This is a genomic window from Actinosynnema sp. NPDC023794 (assembly GCF_040639675.1).
GTDB lineage: Bacteria > Actinomycetota > Actinomycetes > Mycobacteriales > Pseudonocardiaceae > Actinosynnema > Actinosynnema luteola.
In genome coordinates this window covers 51164-70475 of sequence record NZ_JBFAFR010000023.1, presented here as the reverse complement: position 1 = coordinate 70475, position 19312 = coordinate 51164, and the positions used below count along the sequence as shown (strand labels likewise).

General features: G+C 73.1%; 15 protein-coding genes. 6 read left to right on the top strand and 9 right to left on the bottom strand.

What is annotated here, in order from left to right:
- Positions 1 to 29: 29 nt before the first annotated feature.
- The 6 genes from AB0H12_RS33020 (at position 30) to AB0H12_RS32995 (ending at position 8790) form a co-directional block, all read left to right on the top strand.
- The gene (locus AB0H12_RS33020; RefSeq protein WP_499628318.1) at positions 30 to 659 is read left to right on the top strand and encodes a superoxide dismutase; all 630 of its coding nucleotides are present in this window, start codon (positions 30 to 32) and stop codon (positions 657 to 659) included.
- 265 nt (positions 660 to 924) lie between these two features.
- Positions 925 to 4311: an amino acid adenylation domain-containing protein gene (locus AB0H12_RS33015; RefSeq protein WP_499628317.1), complete on the top strand. Its 3387-nt coding sequence runs from the start codon at positions 925 to 927 to the stop codon at positions 4309 to 4311.
- A complete protein-coding gene (locus AB0H12_RS33010; protein WP_499628316.1) occupies positions 4308 to 5606 on the top strand; it encodes a phenylacetate--CoA ligase family protein in 1299 nt (432 codons plus the stop codon). The genes AB0H12_RS33015 and AB0H12_RS33010 overlap by 4 nt, the downstream gene beginning before the upstream one ends.
- Positions 5607 to 5623: 17 nt before the next feature.
- Positions 5624 to 6850, top strand: coding sequence for an aminotransferase class V-fold PLP-dependent enzyme (locus AB0H12_RS33005; RefSeq protein WP_499628315.1), 1227 nt, complete (start codon positions 5624 to 5626; stop codon positions 6848 to 6850).
- Positions 6847 to 7539 carry a class I SAM-dependent methyltransferase gene (locus AB0H12_RS33000; RefSeq protein WP_499628314.1) on the top strand — a complete coding sequence of 231 codons (693 nt, stop codon included), beginning with the start codon at positions 6847 to 6849 and terminating at the stop codon, positions 7537 to 7539. Before AB0H12_RS33005 ends, AB0H12_RS33000 begins: the two co-directional genes overlap by 4 nt.
- 3 nt (positions 7540 to 7542) lie before the next feature.
- Positions 7543 to 8790, top strand: coding sequence for an MFS transporter (locus AB0H12_RS32995; protein WP_499628313.1), 1248 nt, complete (start codon positions 7543 to 7545; stop codon positions 8788 to 8790).
- A 701-nt stretch (positions 8791 to 9491) separates the two neighbouring features.
- Here AB0H12_RS32995 and AB0H12_RS32990 read toward each other — a convergent pair.
- Genes AB0H12_RS32990 through AB0H12_RS32950 form a run of 9 tightly spaced genes read right to left on the bottom strand, consistent with a single transcriptional unit; the run spans position 9492 to position 19184 of the window.
- Positions 9492 to 10769 carry a condensation domain-containing protein gene (locus AB0H12_RS32990; protein WP_499628312.1) on the bottom strand — a complete coding sequence of 426 codons (1278 nt, stop codon included), beginning with the start codon at positions 10767 to 10769 and terminating at the stop codon, positions 9492 to 9494.
- 44 nt (positions 10770 to 10813) lie between these two features.
- Positions 10814 to 12142 carry an acyltransferase domain-containing protein gene (locus AB0H12_RS32985; RefSeq protein ID WP_499628311.1) on the bottom strand — a complete coding sequence of 443 codons (1329 nt, stop codon included), beginning with the start codon at positions 12140 to 12142 and terminating at the stop codon, positions 10814 to 10816.
- On the bottom strand, positions 12139 to 13353 hold the full coding sequence (locus tag AB0H12_RS32980; protein WP_499628310.1) for a class-II aminoacyl-tRNA synthetase family protein: 1215 nt from the start codon (positions 13351 to 13353) through the stop codon (positions 12139 to 12141). Before AB0H12_RS32980 ends, AB0H12_RS32985 begins: the two co-directional genes overlap by 4 nt.
- Positions 13350 to 14516: an acyl-CoA dehydrogenase family protein gene (locus AB0H12_RS32975; RefSeq protein WP_499628309.1), complete on the bottom strand. Its 1167-nt coding sequence runs from the start codon at positions 14514 to 14516 to the stop codon at positions 13350 to 13352. The genes AB0H12_RS32980 and AB0H12_RS32975 overlap by 4 nt, the downstream gene beginning before the upstream one ends.
- Positions 14517 to 14534: 18 nt before the next feature.
- The gene (locus tag AB0H12_RS32970) at positions 14535 to 14789 is read right to left on the bottom strand and encodes an acyl carrier protein (RefSeq protein ID WP_499628308.1); all 255 of its coding nucleotides are present in this window, start codon (positions 14787 to 14789) and stop codon (positions 14535 to 14537) included.
- Positions 14786 to 15673: a 3-hydroxyacyl-CoA dehydrogenase family protein gene (locus AB0H12_RS32965; RefSeq protein WP_499628307.1), complete on the bottom strand. Its 888-nt coding sequence runs from the start codon at positions 15671 to 15673 to the stop codon at positions 14786 to 14788. Before AB0H12_RS32965 ends, AB0H12_RS32970 begins: the two co-directional genes overlap by 4 nt.
- Positions 15670 to 16398, bottom strand: coding sequence for a thioesterase II family protein (locus tag AB0H12_RS32960; RefSeq protein ID WP_499628306.1), 729 nt, complete (start codon positions 16396 to 16398; stop codon positions 15670 to 15672). Before AB0H12_RS32960 ends, AB0H12_RS32965 begins: the two co-directional genes overlap by 4 nt.
- Positions 16399 to 16426: 28 nt before the next feature.
- Positions 16427 to 18793: a type I polyketide synthase gene (locus tag AB0H12_RS32955; RefSeq protein ID WP_499628305.1), complete on the bottom strand. Its 2367-nt coding sequence runs from the start codon at positions 18791 to 18793 to the stop codon at positions 16427 to 16429.
- The gene (locus AB0H12_RS32950; protein WP_499628362.1) at positions 18777 to 19184 is read right to left on the bottom strand and encodes a phosphopantetheine-binding protein; all 408 of its coding nucleotides are present in this window, start codon (positions 19182 to 19184) and stop codon (positions 18777 to 18779) included. Before AB0H12_RS32950 ends, AB0H12_RS32955 begins: the two co-directional genes overlap by 17 nt.
- Positions 19185 to 19312 lie beyond the last annotated feature (128 nt).

The following is a 19312-nucleotide window of genomic DNA, read 5'->3' as shown; positions in this document are numbered from 1 at the left end:
TAAGCCACCACGGAGTTCCGGAGCGCCTCATGAGCCAGTACGTGCTGCCCGACCTGCCCTACGACTACGCGGCCCTCGAACCCGCGATCACGGGGGAGATCCTGGAGCTGCACCACAGCAAGCACCACGCGGCCTACGTCAAGGGCGCGAACGACACCCTCGAACGGCTCGCCGAGACCAGGGAGAAGGAGGACTTCTCCGGCATCGTCGGCTTGGAGAAGACCTTCGCGTTCAACCTGTCGGGGCACGTGCTGCACACGATGTTCTGGGACAACCTGAGCCCGGACGGCGGCGACCGGCCCGACGGCGAGCTGGCCGCGGCCATCGACGAGCACTTCGGCTCGTTCGACGCGTTCGCCAAGCAGCTCTCGGCCGCGACCACGCTGGTGCAGGGCTCGGGCTGGGGCGTGCTCGCCTGGGAGCCGCTGTCGCGGCGCCTGGTCGTGGAGCAGGTGTACGACCACCACGGCAACGTCGGCATGAACACGACCCCGGTGCTGGTGTTCGACGCGTGGGAGCACGCCTACTACCTGCAGTACCGCAACGTGCGCCCGGACTACGTGCAGAAGCTGTGGTCGCTGGTGAACTGGGCCGACGTGACCCGCCGCTTCGACGCCGCGCGGGCGGGCGGCTCCGGGCTGGTCGCACCGTCGAAGTAGCCCCTGAAGGACCGGCAGTGGTGCTCCGACAGATCACGCACTGCCACCGCCGTGTCCTCGCCTCCAACGGGCGGGGACACGGCTCGGCGTACCGGCCGCGTTCCCGCCGCCCGTGAGCAGGCGGCAGCCGGTACCTCGACGGCTCCGGCGACGTGCCTGCCGACTTCTCGCGCGACGCACCCCCTGACGGTCGTCAGGATGACGGTCCCCGCTGCCCGTGGTCGGATCGAGGCGACTGCTGACGGTCGAGGACCAAGGGGGACAAGTGGCGCGTACGGGATCGTTGCACGCTGCGGTGCTGGGTGCGTTGTCGCCGGCCGAGGACGCCCCGGCCTGCGTCGGTGTGGGGGAGCGGCTGTCCCGTGCCGGGCTGGCGGAGCGCTCCGGCCGACTCGCCGCCCGGCTCGTCGACGCCGGCGTCCGGCAAGGCGACTTCGTGGGCCTCTTCCTCGAACGCGGGCCGGACATCGCGGTCGCCGTGCTGGGTGTCCTGCGGGCCGGCGCGGCGTTCGTGCCGCTCGGTCTCGACGAGCCCGCGCACCGGCGCGCGAAGATCGTCGCCGACTGCCGGCCCGCCGCCGTGGTCGTGCACGGCGCGACGCGGTCGCGGTTCACCCACGACGGGATCCGGGTGCTCGACCTGGACGGCCCCGCAGTCGCGGGAGCGGGGGAGACGACCGCCTCCGCGGACCCGGGAGCCGCGGCGTACGCGATCTACACCTCCGGGTCCTCCGGTGAGCCCAAGGGCGTGGTCGTCGAGCACCGCAACCTCGCACCACACCTCGACTGGCTCGCCGCGTCACTGCCGCTCGGCCCCGGCGACCGCCTGTTGCAAGTCGCCCCGTACACGTTCGACGCGGCCCTGACCGACTTCTTCTGGCCGTTGAGCGCGGGAGCCACGGTGGTGTCCCTCCCCGAGGGCGACCACCTGGACCCGTTCGCCATCGCCACGGCGCTCGTCGACCAGGAGATCACCGCGGTCCGGCTGCCACCGGCGATCATGCCGCTGCTGCTCGACGAGCCGGTGTTCCGGCGCGCCACGCACCTGCGCTACCTGATCTGTGGTGGTGATCGGCTGCCCGCCGCGCTGGCGCGCCGGATCACCGACGCCCTTCCCCGGGTCCGGCTGTTCAACCGGTACGGACCGACCGAGGCCGCGGTCGCGGTCACCTACCACGAGTTCGACCCCGCCGTCGACGTCGAGGGGGACGTGCCGATCGGTTCGGGCGTCACCGGCACCGAGCTGCGCCTCGCGGACGGCTCCCCGCTCGCGCCCGGCGGCGAGGGCGAGTTGCTGATCGGCGGCGCGTCCGTCGCGCGCGGCTACCTCGGCGACCCCGGGCTCACGGCCGAGCGGTTCGTCGAGCTGCCCCCGCTGGGACGGGTGTTCCGGTCGGGTGACCGGGTCCGGGTCGACGCGCGCGGCGCACTCGTCTTCCTGGGCAGGGACGACGACCAGGTCCAGGTCGCCGGCCACCGCGTCGAGACCGGGGAGGTGCGCACGGTGCTGTGCACGCACCCCGGAGTGGAGGACTGCTTCATCACGGCGCGCGAGAACGTGCCCGGCACGCTCGCCGCGCACGTGGTGGCCGCCGCGTACCGGCCGACGGCCGAGGAGCTCCGCGGGTACCTGCGGGCGAGGCTGCCGCGGCACATGGTGCCGAGTGAGCTCACGTTCGTGGACGCGCTGCCGATGACCGATCGCGGCAAGGTCGACCTCACGGCACTGCGCGGGTCGGCCGCGGCGGGTGGGCAGGCGACCGGGGACCCGCTGCGCGACGCGTGGCTGGAGGTGTTGGGCACGGCGGGCGACGCCGGGTTCCTCGCGGCCGGCGGCACGTCGCTGCAGGCGGCCCGGCTGGCGAACCGCCTCCGGTCCAGGTTCGGCGTCTCCGTGACGACCGCCGACATCCTGCGGCACGACGGCTACCACGAGTTCGAGGCGTGGTTCCGGACGCTCGGGACGTCCGCGCCCGCGTTCACCGCACACCGGCCGCCCGGCGCCGACGCCCCGCTCTCCCACCTGCAGGAGCGCCTGTGGTTCATGCACGAGTTCGCGCCCGACGAGCCGGTGTACAACTTCCAGGCGATCTACCACTTCACCGGTGACCTCGACGAGGCGGCGTTGCGGGCCGCGCTCGCCGGGATCATCGACCGGCACGAGGTGCTGCGCACCACGTTCGTGGCCCGCGACGGCGTGCCCCACCAGGTGGTGCGCCCCGAGGGCGAGCCGTCGGTGACGGTGGTGGACCTGCGGGACACGGGCACGAGCCCGGACCGGCGCCGGGCGGCGGCACGCGAGCTGGCCGAGGAGTTCGTGCGCCGACCGTTCGACGTGACCACGCCACCGCTGATCCGCTGGTGCCTCATCCGCCTGGACGACCACGAGCGGTGGCTCGTGCACAGCCAGAGCCACCTGACCCACGACGGCTGGTCGTTCTCGGTGTTCCTGACCGAGTTGCTCGCCCGCTACCGCGCCGCCGTCGCCGGCGTCGAGGTCGAGCTCCGCGAACCGCCGATGCAGTGCGGCGACTTCGCCTACCGCCAGAAGCGCTGGTGGGACGAGCACGGCGGGCACGCGCACCTGCCGTACTGGCTGGACCACCTGCGCGGGGTGCCGCCGCTCGCCCTCACCCCGCGGCCCGGCGCGCCGACCGACCAGTCCGGCACGCAGGTGCGGCGACGGGTGTCCGCCGAACTGGTCGCCAAGATCAAGGACGTGAGCGGCGCGCTGAACGTCACGCCCTTCATGTTCTGCTTCGCCGCGTGGAACGCGTTCGTGTGGACGCTGACCGGTCAGCGCGACTTCGCCGTCGGCACCGCCGTGGTGAACCGGCCGTGGGAGGAGGCCGAGCGCATGCTCGGCTGCGTGCTGAACAACATCGCGATCCGCACCGCGGTGTCGCCGGGCGACGACTTCCGCACCTTGGCGCGGAGGACCGCCGACGAGTTGCTGGCGGGCTACGCGCACGACGGCGCGCCGCTGCACGCGATCGTCGAGGAGCTGAGGCTGCCGAGGAACCTGGAGAACCCGCTCTTCCAGACCACGTTCAACTTCCACGACGCCCCCTTCCCCGACCTCGCGCTGCCCGGTGTGCGGCTCGTGCTCGAGGAGGCGATCGCCAACGGCACGTCGAAGTTCCCGATCGACGTCATCTTCATCACCGACGCGCAGCGGCGCACCGGCGGCACGGGCGGTGAGGAGTACGACGTGGTCTGGCACGCCTCGGCGCGGTACTTCGACGCCGCCCGGGCGGAGGCGGCGGCGGACGCCTTCCTCGCGCTCCTCGCGACCGCGGCCGAGAACCCCGGTGTGCGGTTGTCCGACCTGCGGACGTTCACACCCCCGGTCGCCGATGTCACCGACGCCGGTGTCGCGGTCGCCGCCGCTTCGACCGACGACCCGGAGGTGGTGCGGGTGCGCGAGCTGGTCCGCGCCGTGTGGACGGAGCTGCTCGGCGTGCAGGTGGGCGAGCACGACAACTTCTTCGAGCGCGGTGGTCATTCACTGCTGGCGGTCCGCGCCGTGAGTCGGATTCGGAGCCGGCTGGGTCGGCGGGTGCCGGTGCGCCTGATGTTCGAGGCGCAGACGTTGCGCGAGTTCGCCGCCGCGGTCGTGGCTTCGACGGCCGGCGCGGGGATCGGGTCGTGAGCGCCGAGGTGGGCGTCCACGAGGCGCCCGGACTGATGCCCGCGGACGCCTTCCCCCGGCTCCGGGAGGCGTTGGCCCACGCACACGCGAACACCCGGCTGGCCGGTCGGAAGATGGATTCGGCCGGGGTGCGCCCGGACGACGTGCGCCGGCCCGACGACCTGCGGCGGGTGCCGGTGACCACCCGCGCCGAGTACCGCCAGGCCTTCCCCGCGGGCGTGCTCGTCCGCGGGGCGACCCTGAGCGACCCGATGGTCGTGCGCAGCCGCAGTTCCGGCACCGCGCACGAGCGGCTGATCAGCGCGGACTACTCCTTCACCCTGGCCGAGCGGCGGTTCGGCGCGCTCGACGTGAACCGCCCGCTGATGGAGCTGCTCGCCGACCCCGCCACCCGGCGCAGCGTCCGCTACGCCGCGCCGAACTGCTCGGACGTGGAGTGCTCGCTGCCCACCACGACGTTCGAGGATCGCCTGCTGCCCAACGGGATGCTGGTGCTGCCCTCCTCTCACGACCTGTACTCGACCTCCGAGGAGATGTTGGACAAGGCGTGGGACGAGATCCACGGCTGGGCGCCCGACTACCTGTCGTGCGACGCCACCAGGTTGGCGCACCTGCTCCGCACCAGGCGGGACGGCAGGGCGCTCCCCGGTCGCGCGCTGATCCTGACCTACAACTTCGCGCCCGCGTTCGCGACCGGGCAGCTCCGCGCCCGGTTGCCCGCGGGGATGCCGGTCGCGAACTCGGTGACCATGTCGGAGTGCGGGTGGGTGGCCGCCACGTGCGAGCACGGCACCCTGCACCTCAACGTCGCCGAGCTGTGGCTGGAGCTGCTGGACGCCGAGCACCGCCCCGCGGGCCGGGGCGCGATCGGCGAGCTGGTGGTGACCACCCTCGGCGAACCGCTCGCGCCCCGGGTCCGCTACCTGACGGGCGACCTCTACCGGCTGCTGGACGGCTGCCCGTGCGGTCACCCGCACCCGGCCGTGCGCTTCGAGGGCCGGTGGCGGGACGCGCCCGTGTGCGCGGACGGGTCGCGGATGACCACCCGCGAGGTCGACGAGCTCGTGGGTGCGCCGGAGCACCTGGTGAGCTACCGCTTCCACCAGCACGCGCCGGACCACGCCGAGCTGCGCTACATGTCGGACCGCGGTGCGGTGCGGCAGTGGGAGGAGCAGGTGCGGGAGCGACTCGCCGCCCGGCTCGACCCGGCGTGCCGGGTCGAGGTCGAGGTGACGCCGTTCCTGCCGTCCGAGCGCTCCGGCAAGTTCCTCACCTGCACGACCGCGCTCTCTTGAGACCGGGAGGACCTACCGTGTCCAGCACCGACATCGCCGAGGCCGTGCGGGCGGACCTGCCGATCACCCGTCCGGTGGCCGACGAGCGACCGCTCGTCTACCTGGACAGCGCGGCGACCACCCTGACCCCGGAACCGGTGATCGCCGCGATCGCCGGCTACTACCGCGACGTCAGCGCCAGCGTCCACCGGGGCAAGCACATGCTGTCCGACATCGCCTCCACCCGGTTCGAGGTGGTGCGGTCCCAGACCGCCACCGAGATCGGCGCGGGCACGCACGAGACGGCTTTCGTGCCCAACACCACGGCCGCGCTCAACATGGTCGCCGCCGGGCTCGGGCTCGGCCCGGACGACGTGGTGCTCGCGCCGTTGGACGTCCACCACTCGAACCTGCTGCCGTGGCGGCGGCGGGCCCGGGTCCGGTTCATCCGGCTCGACGACGACGCGACCATCGACCTCGACCACTACGGCGAGCTGCTCGCCGGGCGCCCGGCGGTCGTGACGGTCAGCCACTGCTCCAACGTCACGGGCCGGTACGCGCCGGTGGCGCTGATGGCGCGGATGGCGCACGAGGCGGGCGCGCTGTTCGTGCTCGACGCCGCGCAGTCCGTGCCGCACGGGGCGATCCGGCTGGCGGGCACCGGCGCCGACTACGCCGCGTTCTCCGCGCACAAGATGCTCGGACCCACCGGCATCGGCGTCCTCTACGGCCGGCTCGGCGCACTTGACCCGCTCCTGCTGGGCGGTGGCACCGTGGACTGGGTCGACACCGAGGGCATCCGACCGAGGGACGCGCCGCACCACCTCGAGGCGGGCACTCCGCACGTCGCCGGGGTCTACGGGCTCGGCGCGGCGCTGGAGTACCTGCGCGGCCTGGGCTGGGACGAGGTCGCGGCCCACGACGCGGCGCTCGCGGACGAGCTGTACCGGCTGGTCGCGGCGCGACCCCACCTGGATCCCCTCGGTGGTGTCGGCGCCACCGACCGGGCCGCCATCGCGAGCCTGCGCATGCCGCCCGGCACGGACGCGGACGAGGTCGCCCGACTGCTCAGCGACTCCTACTCCGTGATGTGCCGGTCCGGGAAGCTCTGCGCGCAGCCGCTGGTCGACGCGATCGGCGACGGGCGCCCCGTGCTGCGGATCTCCGCGTACCTCTACACCCGGCCCGAAGACCTGCGCACGGCGTTCGAAGCGTTGGACGAGGTGCTGTCGGTCGTCGGCGTGCCGATCGGCTCCCGGGGATGACGATCGACTACCGCCGGCACTTCGAGGAACACGCCGGGCACTACTCCGAGCAGGTCGCGCCGCTGTTCGCGGTGACCCACCGGCACCTCGCGTCCTGGGCCGCGGGACTGCCCCCGACCCGGGTGCTCGACGTCGCGTGCGGCGACGGCAGGGTGGCCGCGGCGATCGCCGAGCACGGCCACGAGGTGATCGCCTGCGACCGGTCGGCGCCACTGGTCCACCGCGCCGGGCGGGCCCGCGTGCACGCGCTCATCGCCGACGCGCACGCCCTGCCGCTGCGGGACGGCAGCGTCGGAGCGGTAGTGTGCAACCTCGGGCTGCAGTTCTTCGACCAGCCGGTGGTCGCGCTGCGCGAGATGGCCAGGGTGGTCGAGCGGGGAAAACCGGTGATCATCACCATTCCGGACAAGTCGGTCGGGGCGGTGGTGCCCGCGGCTCCTCCGCCCACCGAGGCGCTCGCGGCGGCGGGACTCGCGATCGTGGCGGAGCAGACGCTTGCCGAGCAGGTCCACCTGCACGACGTGTCGGCGATCGTGGCGGTGTGGCGGGTCGAGCTGGGAACCCGGCACGAACTCGCCGAGGTGTCGGACGAGGAGCTGTTCGACCTCGCGGGAGTGCTGGTGCAACGGGCCGGAGGAGGAGTCGGCGTGTCGTTGGGATTCCGCGTCTACAGCTGCACGGCCGGCTGAGCGGTGCCGTCGGGGAAGTTGTGGCGCAAACCGGATTTCCTGAGGTTGTGGGCCGCCCAGACGATCAGCGAGACCGGCACCCAGGTCGGCGCGCTCGCCGTCCCGCTGCTGGCGATCGGTGTGCTCCAGGCGTCCGCGGCGCAGCTGGGCCTGCTCGGGGCCGCGCGGACGCTGCCGTTCCTGTTGTTCGCCCTGCCCGTCGGAGCGCTGCTCGACCGGATGCGCCGCAGGCCGGTCATGGTGGCCTCGGACTTCACGCGCGCCGCGCTGCTGGCGAGCATCCCCTTGGCGTACGCGTTCGACGCGCTGACGATGTGGCACCTGTTCGTCGTCGTCGCCCTCGTCGGTGCGCTGACCGTGTTCTTCGACGTGGCCTACCAGAGCTTCCTGCCCGCGCTGGTCGACCGGCCGCTCCTGACCGAGGCGAACGCCAAGCTGACCACCACGCGCTCGGCGGCCGAGGTGGTCGGGCCGGGCGCGGCGGGGTGGCTGGTCGGCGTGGCCGGCGCCGCGAACACACTCGTGATCGACTCCGTGAGCTACCTGTTCTCCGGGCTCCTCTGCCGGCGGATCCGGCACGAGGAGCCCACCGCGCCGGCGGGAGGCGCGAAGCGGTCGCTGCGCCGCGAGATCGGCGAAGGTCTGCTGTTCGTCCTCCGGCACCCCGTGCTCGGCCGGATCGCCGCGTGCGCGGGGCTCACGAACCTGGCGTCCTCGATCGGGACCGTGCTGCTGCCGCTGTACATGATCCGCTCGCTCGGCTACTCGCCCGGGCTGGTCGGCCTGGTGCTGGCGATCGCGGGGCTGGGCCTCGTGCTCGGTGCGGTCATCGCGTCCCGGTTGGCCGGGCGCTTCGGGCTCGGCCGCACCATCGTGGGCAGCGCGATCGCCTCGGGGCTCGGGCTGGTGCTGCTCCCGTTCGCCGGTCCCGAGCTGTCGCTGCCGTTCCTCATCGGCGGCCGGGTCCTCTTCGGACTGTCGGTGCCGCTGTTCAACATCACGCAGGTCAGCCTGCGCCAGGCGGTCACGCCGCACCGGTTGCTCGGCCGGATGAACGCGTCCATGCGCTTCCTGGTGTGGAGCACCATCTCGTTGGGCAGCCTGGCCGCCGGGCTGCTGGGCGAGGTCATCGGGCTGCGCGCGGCGCTGGCGGTCGCCGCCGCGATCGGTGCGCTCTCCTGGCTGACGCTGCTGTCGTCGCCGGTTCCCCGCCTGCGCGAACTGCCAGCGGCGGACGGGGCAGGAGGCTGAGGTGCTCGGTCCGCACCAGGTCGAACTTCAACGCCTGCGTCACGAGCGCCTCCCGCTTCAACGCCCGCGTCATCCCGGTCTGCGCCACCACGCCGAGCTTCTCGGCCAGGTAGTCGATGTGGTAGTTGACCGCCGACCGGCTCAGCGCCCGGTCGTCGCCGAAGCGGCTCAGGCGCCGCGAGACCTGCGCCGGCATCGGCACGGCCCCCGGGCTCCACCGGCGCAGCCTCGGCTCGCAGAGGCAGACGAGCACCATGAAGTACCGGCTCTCCTCGTCCAGCAGTCGAAGCGCGCCGCCGGGGCCACCGGACGCCACGTCGGCGGCAGGGCGTTCCGGCGCGTACACCGTGAAGCTGTTCCGCGCGCCCCTGACGGTCAGCACGACCCGGCTCAGCTCGAACGGGATCGGCACCTCGCCGCGACCGGCCCTCACCTTCACGTACTCGCCCGCACCTTCGAGGTTGTCCACGCAATAGGTGCCGGACGTGCTCGAGTTCGCCATGAGCCAGTAGCCCTCGAACGCGTGGATCCACCCGGCGGGCAGCGGGAGGTCGGCGCCGACGGCGAGCGCGCCGTCCCGCTCGCGCCAGCCGAACGCCACGCTCTGGCCGTTCGCCACCTCGATGACCGGTGGTCGTCGGCCCGGCTCCTCGTCCAGGCAGATCAGGATGGATGTCGTCGCGGTGCCGACGCGCTCGGCCTCAGCCCGCGACATGGGAGCTGTCCCGGGCGGCGTCGACGAGCGCGGCGGTCACCCTGCCGGCGACCGAGGGCGGAACGATCGTGGGGTCGTGGTCCACTCGCAGGTGGAGCTCGTGCTTGTCGTAGGACGCGGACACCACGACCGGCGTGCCGACCCGCATCCCGGGCAGGTACGTCTCCCGGCCGGTCGCCCCGTCGAGCACCAGGGTCGGGCGGCGGGTGCGGTCGTCCAGCGTGAGCACCAGGTCGAGGTGGCCGCCCCAGCGGGAGCCTGCGGCCCTGGCCGCCCGCACGACCTCGTCGAACGGTGTGTCCGCCCACTCCAGGTCGTCCCACCACCCGGCGCGGACGTCGGCGAGGCGGTCCGGGAGCTCGCCGGGCGGGTTGGCGATCACCGTGTTGAGGAAGCACCCGACGACGGCGCCGTCACCGCCTCGACCGCCCCACGTGTAGCAGACCGGAGCGGCGCCGTCGTGCTCGGCGAGCACCTCCTGGCAGGCGGCGAGCAGCGTCGGGAACAGGCGGCTCCGCCCGCCTGGCGGCACCGACAGCGGAACGCGTTGCCACGCGGATTCGGACCCGCCCGTCCCTCCGGGGCGGCGGTCCCGGCCCCACAGACCCGGCGCGGCGTCGCGGAGCCGGGCCGTCCAGTGCGCGAGCGCGTCCGGGTTGCTCGCCTCGTGCTCGTGGTCGAGCTGGCGCTCCACCGCGTCCCGGTAGCGGTCGAGCTCCTCGGTCATCGCGGTGTCCGGCACCTCCACGTCGTCGTCGTAGGCCGCGGCCAGCTCGCCGAGCACCCGCCCGATGGACACCTCGTCGCACACGAGGTGGTCGAAGGCCAGTGCCAGCAGGTCCCGTCGGTCGTCCCGGGCGACGAGGACGCGGAACGGACCGCACCCGGCGGGCCAGTGGTCGAGCGCGGACCGCGCGGCGCGACCGGCGTCCGGACCGGTCGGTTCCTCGACGATCGGCCTCGCGTCGGGTGGACCGATCCGCAGCACCGGCACACCGGCGATGGTGTCGGCCGACGCCCGCAGCGCCGGGTGGCGCCGCGCGATCGCCCGTGCGGCGCGGTCGAGCCGCCGGGTCGAGAGCACCGCGGGCGGGAACTCCACGAAGACCGGCACCACCTTCACCCGACCGTGCGGGTCGGCGGACCTGGTGTGGTGGAAGCGCCGCTGGGCGCCGGTCAGCGGCATCACGGGGTCACCGCGGTCCGCGCGGGCGTCGATGGCGGCGAAGTGCTTCCGGTAGCTCCGGGTGATGCTCCGGTGCAAGGTGGCCTCCCGTGGGTCTGGGCGGGCTGGTCGACGCGGTGCGGTCAGGTCAGGTCGGGTGGCCACCGCAGTTCGAGTCCGGCTGCCCACAGCCTGCCCGCCGTCTCGAGCAGCGCCGTGCGGTCCGGCGTGCGCTCGAACGCGCCGGGCAGCGTCCTGAGGACGAACGAGTCCGGTGGCCGGCCGGGATGGGCCGCGGCGAGCCGGGACAGCGTCCGGCCCGGTCCGAACTCCACCAGGACCGGCGCGCGGAGGGACCACACCGCGGCGAGGTTGTCGGCGAACCGGATGGTCGCGGTGACGTGCCGGGCCCAGTAGTCCGGGTCGACGGCCTCGTCCGCGCCCAGCCACGAGCCCGTCGTGTTCGACAGCAGGGGCGCCCGCGGCCGGGCGCGCTCGGTGGCGGCGACGGCCGCGCGCAGCGGCCCGACCACCGGCGCCATCATCGGTGAGTGGAAGGCGTGCGCGGTCGGCAGCCGTCGAGTGGTGATCCCGGCCGCGACGAGCGCGTCGCCGGTGTCCTCCAAGGGGCCCGGCGGGCCCGACAGGATGGTGAGCTCCGGGCCGTCGAGGGCCGCTACGACGACCTCGTCCCGCAGGTGCGGCGCCACCACGTCGGCCGGCGCCACCGCGGCGAGCATCCCGCCGGGCGGCAGGTCGGCTATGAGCCGTGCCCTGGCCACCACCAGTCCCACCGCGTCCGGCAGCGTGAACACGCCCGCGACGCAGGCGGCCACGAACTCGCCGACGCTGTAGCCGAGCACGGCCGACGGCCGGAGCCCGACCGACTCGCAGGCGCGGGCCAGCGCGTACTGGACGGCGAACATCAAGGGCTGGGCCACCTCGGTCCGGTGGATGTCCTCGGCGACGCCACGGCGATCGAACACGGCGGCGAGGTCGGTCGCGCGGTCCCCGGTCGCGACGCCGTCCACGCCGTGCGGGTAGAGCACCGGGTCGAGGTCGAGGCCGTGGTGGCGCCGCAGGATCGAGAAGCACGCGTCGAGGTGCTCCCGGAACGGCGGCAGGCACCGGTGCAGTCCCGCCGCGAGGCCCGGGTAGTGGTCGCCGACACCGGAGAACATCCACACCACGGCGCGGTCGGGCCGGGCCGTCGCGGTCAGCACGCGGCCGGGGTCGCGCCCGCGGAGCCTGCGCGCCGCGTCGGCGGGACCGGTCGCGACGAGCACCCGGCGGCACGACCGCGCGGGTTCGGCGCGCAGCTCGTCGGCCAGCGCGGCGAACCCGGCGTCGTCCAGCGCGTCGAGCCGGTCGCACACCCGGTCGGTGGCCGACTCCAGCGCCTCGGGCGTCGACGCGGACAAGGCGAGCAACCGGACGTCCGTCGCCCGGCTGGTGACGGGTGGTGTGGTCATGCGGACAGGGCTTCCACGACGTCGCGGGGCCAGCCGGCCGGATCGAGGCCGTGCTGGCACAGGAACGCGTAGGCCAGCCGTTCGAGCCCGAAGCCCGCGCACGCGGTGTGCACGGGCACGCCTGTCGCCGTGATCCCGTAAGCTTTGCCGAAGAACTGCTCGTGGAAGTTGAACGAGCAGACCGCGACGTCGCGACCCGGCTCGATCGGCAGCCGGAACTCGTACTTCAACCGCAGGACCTGCTGGGACCACACCCGGTCGGCGGTGCCCGCGTCCACGAAGAACGGGTCGCTCGCCACCTCGCAGCGCCCGCCGAGCCCCAGCGCCACCACGAGGTCGCGGCACCGCCGCATGAGCCGCTCCCGGGCGTCGAGCACCTCCGCCCGGGAGCCGAGGAACACGACCTCCCTGATCGTGAAGTCCCACAGCCGCTCGAGCGAGCGGTGGTAGCGCGCCTCGTGGCGGAACGACTTGCCCCGCGAGGTGACGACCACCGGCAGCGCGGGCAGCGACCGGTCGGCCAGCTGGTGGTAGGTGTGGAAGCACATCGTCGGCGGCAGGCAGTGGTCGAAGTCGCCGCTGTGCGACCGCAGCCGGGCCGCCACACCGTCGCCGTCGTCGGGCGGGGCGAGGAACTCCCGGTAGGTGTCGAGGTCGCCGTGCAGCCGGGCGACGAACATCATCATCTGCGGGAACGAGCGGAAGTAGCCGGAGCGTGCCATGGCCGACGTGGGGATCAGGGTCGGGTAGCGGTACTCCCGCGCGCCGAACTCGGCGGCGACCTCGCGGGTCAGCAGGACGTCCAGCCCGTCCATGAGGGACAGCACCGGCTCGCCCAGCGCGACCTGCCCCTCGCCGACCTCCACCGCGGCGCCGGACGCGAGCAGCTCGGCGAACACGTCGCGCGGCGCCGTGGCGGTGTCCACGGCCCAGAGCACCTGCTGGTCCACTTCCCGGCGGGCGAGGACGTCGGTGGCGACGACGTAGGCGAACTTGCGGGCGAGCTCCGCGGTGTCGACACCGTCCGCCAGCACGACGTCCACGCCGTGCACGTACCCGTCGGCGCGCACGAGCGTGAAGTCGAGGATCGACTCGGAGATGAAGAAGACGCGGGTGGCGAGGTGGTCGGCCTTCGACTCCGGCACCGGCGGGGACAGCTCGACGCGGTGCGCGGTGACCGGATCCGCGGGTCCTGCGTGGTGGCCGGTCATCCGGTCAGCCCTCCCCGCACGCCGAGGAGTTCGGCGAGCACGCCGCGCTGGACGGCCGAGGACCCCGCGTAGATGGGGCCGCCGAGCGCGTCCCGCAGCTCGCGTTCGATGCCGTTGTCGCTGATGTAGCCTCGTGCGCCGTGCACCTCGACGGCGGCCATCGCCGTCTGCACGAGGCTCTCGCTGACGAAGACCTTGGCGATCGTCGAGTCGAGCAGCGAGAAGCGCCCCTGCGTCTTGAGCCAGCCGACGCGGTAGAGGATCAGCCGCGCGAGTTCGAGGCGGATCTTCATGTCGGCGATCTTGTGCGCCACGGCTTGCAGCGCGCCCAGCGGCCTGCCGAACTGGCGGCGGGTGCTGACGTGCTCGACGCACCGTTCGAGCAGCCGTTCCATCGCGCCGACCTGGTTGGCGAACATGAACGACCGCTCCCACTCGACGGTACCGGTGAAGATCGCGTAACCCGAGCCCTCCCGGCCGAGCCGGTCGGCGGCCGGCACCCGGCAGTCGACGAACTCGACCGCGCCCATCTCGGTGGTCCGCAGGCCCATCTTGTCGAACTCCCTGCCCTTGCGGACCCCGGGCAGGTCGGCGGGCACCAGGAACGCCGAGAACAGGTCCTGCTCCCGACCGGGTCCGCCGGTGCGGGCGAACACGACGTACAGGTCCGCGGTCGGACCGTTGCTGACGAACCACTTGGTGCCGTTGAGCACGTAGTGGTCGCCGTCGCGCACCGCCGAGGTCCGCATGTTGAGCACGTCCGACCCGGCCTCCGGCTCGGACAGCGCGTGCGCGCCCACCACCCGACCCGAGCACAACGGCTCCAGGTACCGGGCGCGCTGGTCGTCGTCGCCGTGCTCCAACAGGTAGATGACGCAGCCCCACAAGTGGTTGTTGATGGCGAAGACCAAGCCGTTGTCGGCACAGCCGTAGCCCAGGGCCTCCAGCGCGATCATGGTCGTCAGGGGGTCGTAGCCGCTGCCGCCGTGCTCGACCGGCACCGGCCAGCCGAGCACGCCGAAGTCGGCGCACCGCTGCCAGTCCGCGCGGGGGAACGCACCGTCGCGGTCGTGCGCGGCGACCTCCTTGCCGAGTTCAGCCTGGGCGAACTCGACGATCCCCGCCCTGATGTCGCGCTGCTCCTGTGACAGTTCGAAGTCCACGTCGTGCCCCCTACCGGTTCAGACGGCGCCGCTCGTCCGGCTGCTCTTGCGTGCCGCGAAGTCCGCGATGGTCTCGATCGTGCGGAAGTTGTCGAGGTCGAGGTCCGTGCCCTCCACGACGACGCCCAGGGTGCGTTCGAGCCACATGACCAGTTGCACGATGAACAACGAGTTGACGTGGCCGCCGTCGAACAGGTCCTCGTCGTCGTCGACCAGCACGCCGTCCAAGTGGCCGAGGACGAACTCCCGGATCCGGGTTGCCGCGTCCTTCACAGCGTCACGCTCGCCTTCCGGTCGACCGGCTCCGCGACCTCGTAGGTGTGGAACCCCCGACCCGCTTTGCGCCCGGTCCGGCCGGCGTACACGAGCTTGCGGAGCAGGGGACAGGGTCGGTACTTGGGATCGCCGAACTCGTCGTACAGGACTTCCAGGGATCGGAGCACGGTGTCGAGACCGATGAGGTCCGCGGTCGCGAGCGGCCCCATGGCGTGCCCGAAGCACTCGCGGAAGAGCCGGTCCACGTCCGTCGCGGCGGCGACCCCTTCCCAGACCAGGAACACGGCTTCGTTGACCATGAGCATCGCCACCCGGTTGGTGACGAAACCCGGTGAGTCCTCGACCACCACGCACGCCTTGCCGACACCCCGGAGCAGCGCGACCGTCTCGTCGACCACCTCGGGAGAGGTGTGGGCGCCCCGGATCACCTCGACGGTCGGCTTGAGCGGCGCGGGGTTCATGAAGTGGGTGCCGATCACCCGTCCGGGCCCCCGGACCAGCGCGGCGATCTTCGTGATGGGGATGGCGGAGGTGTTGACGCCGAGCACCGCACCGGGCCTGCACACGTGGTCGAGCTCCAGGTAGAGCTCGCGCTTCACCCTCCAGTCCTCGGTGACGTTCTCGACGACGTAGTCGACCGGGGCGAGCTCGCCGAGCGCGGTGGTGAAGGTGATCCGGTCGAGCACGTCGTCCGGCGCGTGGTGCTTCGCGCCCGGCCGGATGAGAGGGCCGAGGCGGACGGTGCGCGCGATCTCGCGCCGCGCGCGGTCGAGGACCTCCTCGGCGACGTCCACCAGCACGACCTCGTGGCCCGCCTCGGCGAACAGCTGGGACACCCCGATCCCCATCGTGCCGGCGCCGGCGACGCCTATCCGTTTCATGTGGACGTCCTTCGGTCGGTTCGGATCAGGTCGGTGGTCACCGCGTCGGTGAGCAGGCGGCACAACCCGTCGAGGTGGTCCCGGGTGTGGAAGTGGCCACCTCGCCGCCGGTGCAGGTCGAACGGGCCCGCGGTGTGCTCCCGCCAGCCGGTCATCCGCTCCGCGCCGTCCACTTCCCGATCACCCACCAGGGCGGTGATCGGGGAGTCGACCGGCTCGCCCGGCACGTGCCGGTAGGTCTCGAGCACGGTGAAGTCGGCGCGGTAGCACGCGAGTGCGGCGGCGAGCAGCCGGTCGTCCGCCCCGACGGACGCGGGCAGCGGTCCCCATCGCCGCTCGATCTCGGCCCGCAGCGCCCGGTCGTCGAGCACGTGCAGCGGCGCTCGCGGCGCCGGCAGTGGCGGCGCGGTGCAGGACGAGACGAACAGTCGCAGCGGCGCCGAGCCACGTGCGCGCAGCTTCCTCGCCACCTCGAACGCGACCAGCGCGCCGAGGCTGTGCCCGAAGAGGGCGAAGGGCTCGCTGAACGCCACCTCGCGCACGACGGCCTCCACCAGCGGCGCCATGGCGGTGTGCGCCTGCTCGCCGAGGTGGTGGGCGCGGCCTGGCAGGTTGATCGCCGCGACCCGCAGGTCCGGCAGGTGCGCGGCCCACCGGGCGTACTCACCCGCCGCGCCACCGGCGTGGGGGAAGCAGTACAGGGTCGCCCGCGGGCTCCGGTCCACGGCACGGTCGATCACCCACCGCCGGGGCTCACCCATCGTGGACCGCCGCGGCCGTGGCGCCCTCCGCGAGCCTCGCGTCGATCAGGGCGGCGAGCTCGCGCACCGACGGTGCGACGTACACCGACCGGAGGTCGAGCACGACGGGGATGATCTCGCCGACCCGCGCGACCAGGCGGGTGGCGACCAGCGAGTCGCCGCCCAGGTCGAAGAAGCTGTCGTCGGGGTCGATGTCGTGGATGCCGAGCATCTCGGTGAAGAGGCCGGACACGACGTGCGCGGTGTCCCGCCCGGCGCCGGCGAGCGGGTCCGGTCCGGCCACCCGGCGCTGCTCGGGCTCCGACTCGACCAGGAAGCGTTGCCGCTGGAACGGGTACGTGGGCAGGGGCACCCGTGCTCGACGTGCTCGGTGGACCTGGTCCCAGCGAACCTCGACGCCGGCGAGCCACAGCTCGCCGAGGGCGGCGAGCGGGTCGGCCGCGACGACCGCGACGTGCTGGTTGGTCCACAGCGGATGGTCGGCGAGCGCGGCGCACAGCGCGCCGTCGCCGATCTCCACGAACACGCGGGCGGGATCGGCGAGCGCCTGCGCGAGCGTGTGCTCGGTCAGGACCACGTCGTGCGGCGCTGCGTCGCCGGCGCACGTTCCCGGCAGGTCCAGGGCCGCCGCGGTCGACGCGCCGCTCCCGCGGCCGAGGGCGAGGTCCGGGTCGAGGCCGAGAGCAGCCCACCACCGCGCCCGGGCGTGCTGATCGGCTCGGTCGTGCGCCGGGACGTCGGGGAACAACAACGCCACGGGCCGGTCCTCGCGGGCGTGATCGCCCGTGACCAGCCGTTCGGGCGCACCGCCCGTGAGGACGTGCACGGCGTCGTCCCGGCCGGTCACGACGGCGTACCGGCGGTACCCGTGCCGACGCCGTCCGACCTGGAGCGTCCACGCCACGTCCGCGAGGGCCTGCTCCGGGTGGCGGTCGAGGTGCTCGGCGAGTCGCCTGGTGGTGGCGTCCAGCGCCGCCGGGGTCCGCGCGGAGAGCACGAGGACCTGTTCGGCGGGTGCGGAGCCACGTGGCGCCGGGGCGGGTCGCTGTTCGAGCACGACGTGCGCGTTGGTGCCGCCGAGGCCGAACGAGCTCACCCCCGCCCGGCGCGGCAGCCCCGCGGGCGCCCACCGCCGCGGCTCGGTGACCACCGCGAACGGGCTCGCGTCGAAGTCGATGTCCGGGTTCGGCTCGGTGAAGTGCAGGCTCGGCGGGATGACCCCGTGCTCGACGGCGAGGACGGTCTTGATGAACCCCGCGATGCCCGCGGCGGCGTCCGTGTGGCCGATGTTGGTCTTGACCGAGCCGAGCCAGCAGGTCTCCTGCCGGGCCGACTCACCGAACGCCCTGGTCAGCGCGGCCACCTCGATGGGATCGCCGACCGGCGTCGCGGTGCCGTGCGCCTCGACGTAGGTGATGCTCGACGGCCGCACGCCCGCCACCCGCTGTGCGGCGCGGATCACGTCGGCTTGTCCCTCCACGCCCGGTGCGGTGAAGCCGACCCGGCCCGCGCCGTCGTTGTTGACCGCCGTGCCGCGGACCACCGCGTGGACGTGGTCGCCGTCCGCGAGGGCCTCCGACAACCGCTTCAGCACCGCGATGCCGCACCCCTGCCCGCCGATCACGCCGTCGGCGCTCGCGTCGAACGCGCGGCACGTGCCGGTGGGGGAGAGGATGCCGCCGGTCGTGAACCGGCCGAGCCTGGGTGGCACGTGCACGGAGGTGCCGCCGGCCAGCGCGAGGTCGCACTCGCCGGCCAACAGCGCCTGCGCGGCGAGGTGCACGGCGACCAACGACGTCGCGCAGGCCGCCTGCACGGCCACCGCCGGACCGCGCGTGCCGAGCTTGTAGGCGACCTTGCTGCAGAGGAAGTCGGCGGCCGTGCCCATCCGGATGTCCCAGTCGGTGACCGAGGGCATGTCGTCGCGCCGTGCCCGCAGGATCCGCGCGTACGAGGACTCGCTGCACCCCGCGTAGACGCCGATCGATCCCGGATAGCGCCCCGGGTCGTAGCCCGCGCTGTCGAGCGCCTCGACCGCGCACTCCAGCAGGACGCGGTGCTGCGGGTCGATCAGCAGTGCTTCGCGAGGCGTGTAACCGAAGTAGCCCGCGTCGAACCACTCCGGGGATCGCAGCACCCCGCCCCCCGGCACGTACTCCCGCCCGCCACCGGGCCCCGCGGCGGAGCGGGGCGGGAACCGGGTGACGCTGTCGACACCCGAGGACAGGTTGTGCCAGAACTCGGCCACCGTGTCGGCGCCCGGGAATCGGCACGCGAGGCCGATGACGGCGATGTGCGTGCTGTATAGGTCGTCTTCGGCGTCCCACGCCGGGTTCGGTGGATCAGCTGAGCGAGTCACGGTCGTCGCCCGCTTCCGGTGCGCGTCGGCTTCGCAACCGCGCCAGTCGGGAGCGCCCGTTCAGGCGTTGGTCGTCGTCGGTCGGGCCTACCGGCCGGGCCGCCGGGATCCCGTCGAGAAAACGGCCGAGCGCGCGAATCGACGGGTGCTCGAACAGGTCGGTCATGCTCGGTCGCACATTCATCCGCCGCGCGATCCGGTCCCGGACCACGTGCAGGAGCAGAGAGTAGCCGCCGACGTCGAAGAAGTTGTCCGAAATGCCCACTCCGTCGATTTCGAGCACGTCGCACCAGATTTCGTGGAGGACCTGTTCGGTTGCCGTGGCAGGCGGTTGTGCCTGTCCTGGCGCGCGGTCGTCGGACGACGTTGTCCGAGCTCTTGCGGTGCGCACGAAACAATCACGCCTCTCCGTGGGGTTGATCGAGTTCACTCGGACCGATTCCTGTGCGCCCGGCCGTCGCTCGACACGCGCGGGTGTGAAATCACGACGGACGTGAGTGTGAATTGCGGGAAGTGGGT

Bases quoted from the DNA above. Each gene is read 5' to 3' on its own strand.
- AB0H12_RS33020 (WP_499628318.1), top strand. From the start codon at position 30: ATGAGCCAGTACGTGCTGCCCGACCTGCCCTACGACTACGCGGCCCTC.
- AB0H12_RS33000 (WP_499628314.1), top strand. From the start codon at position 6,847: ATGACGATCGACTACCGCCGGCACTTCGAGGAACACGCCGGGCACTAC.
- AB0H12_RS32985 (WP_499628311.1), bottom strand. From the start codon at position 12,142: ATGACCACACCACCCGTCACCAGCCGGGCGACGGACGTCCGGTTGCTC.
- AB0H12_RS32980 (WP_499628310.1), bottom strand. From the start codon at position 13,353: ATGACCGGCCACCACGCAGGACCCGCGGATCCGGTCACCGCGCACCGC.
- AB0H12_RS32965 (WP_499628307.1), bottom strand. From the start codon at position 15,673: ATGAAACGGATAGGCGTCGCCGGCGCCGGCACGATGGGGATCGGGGTG.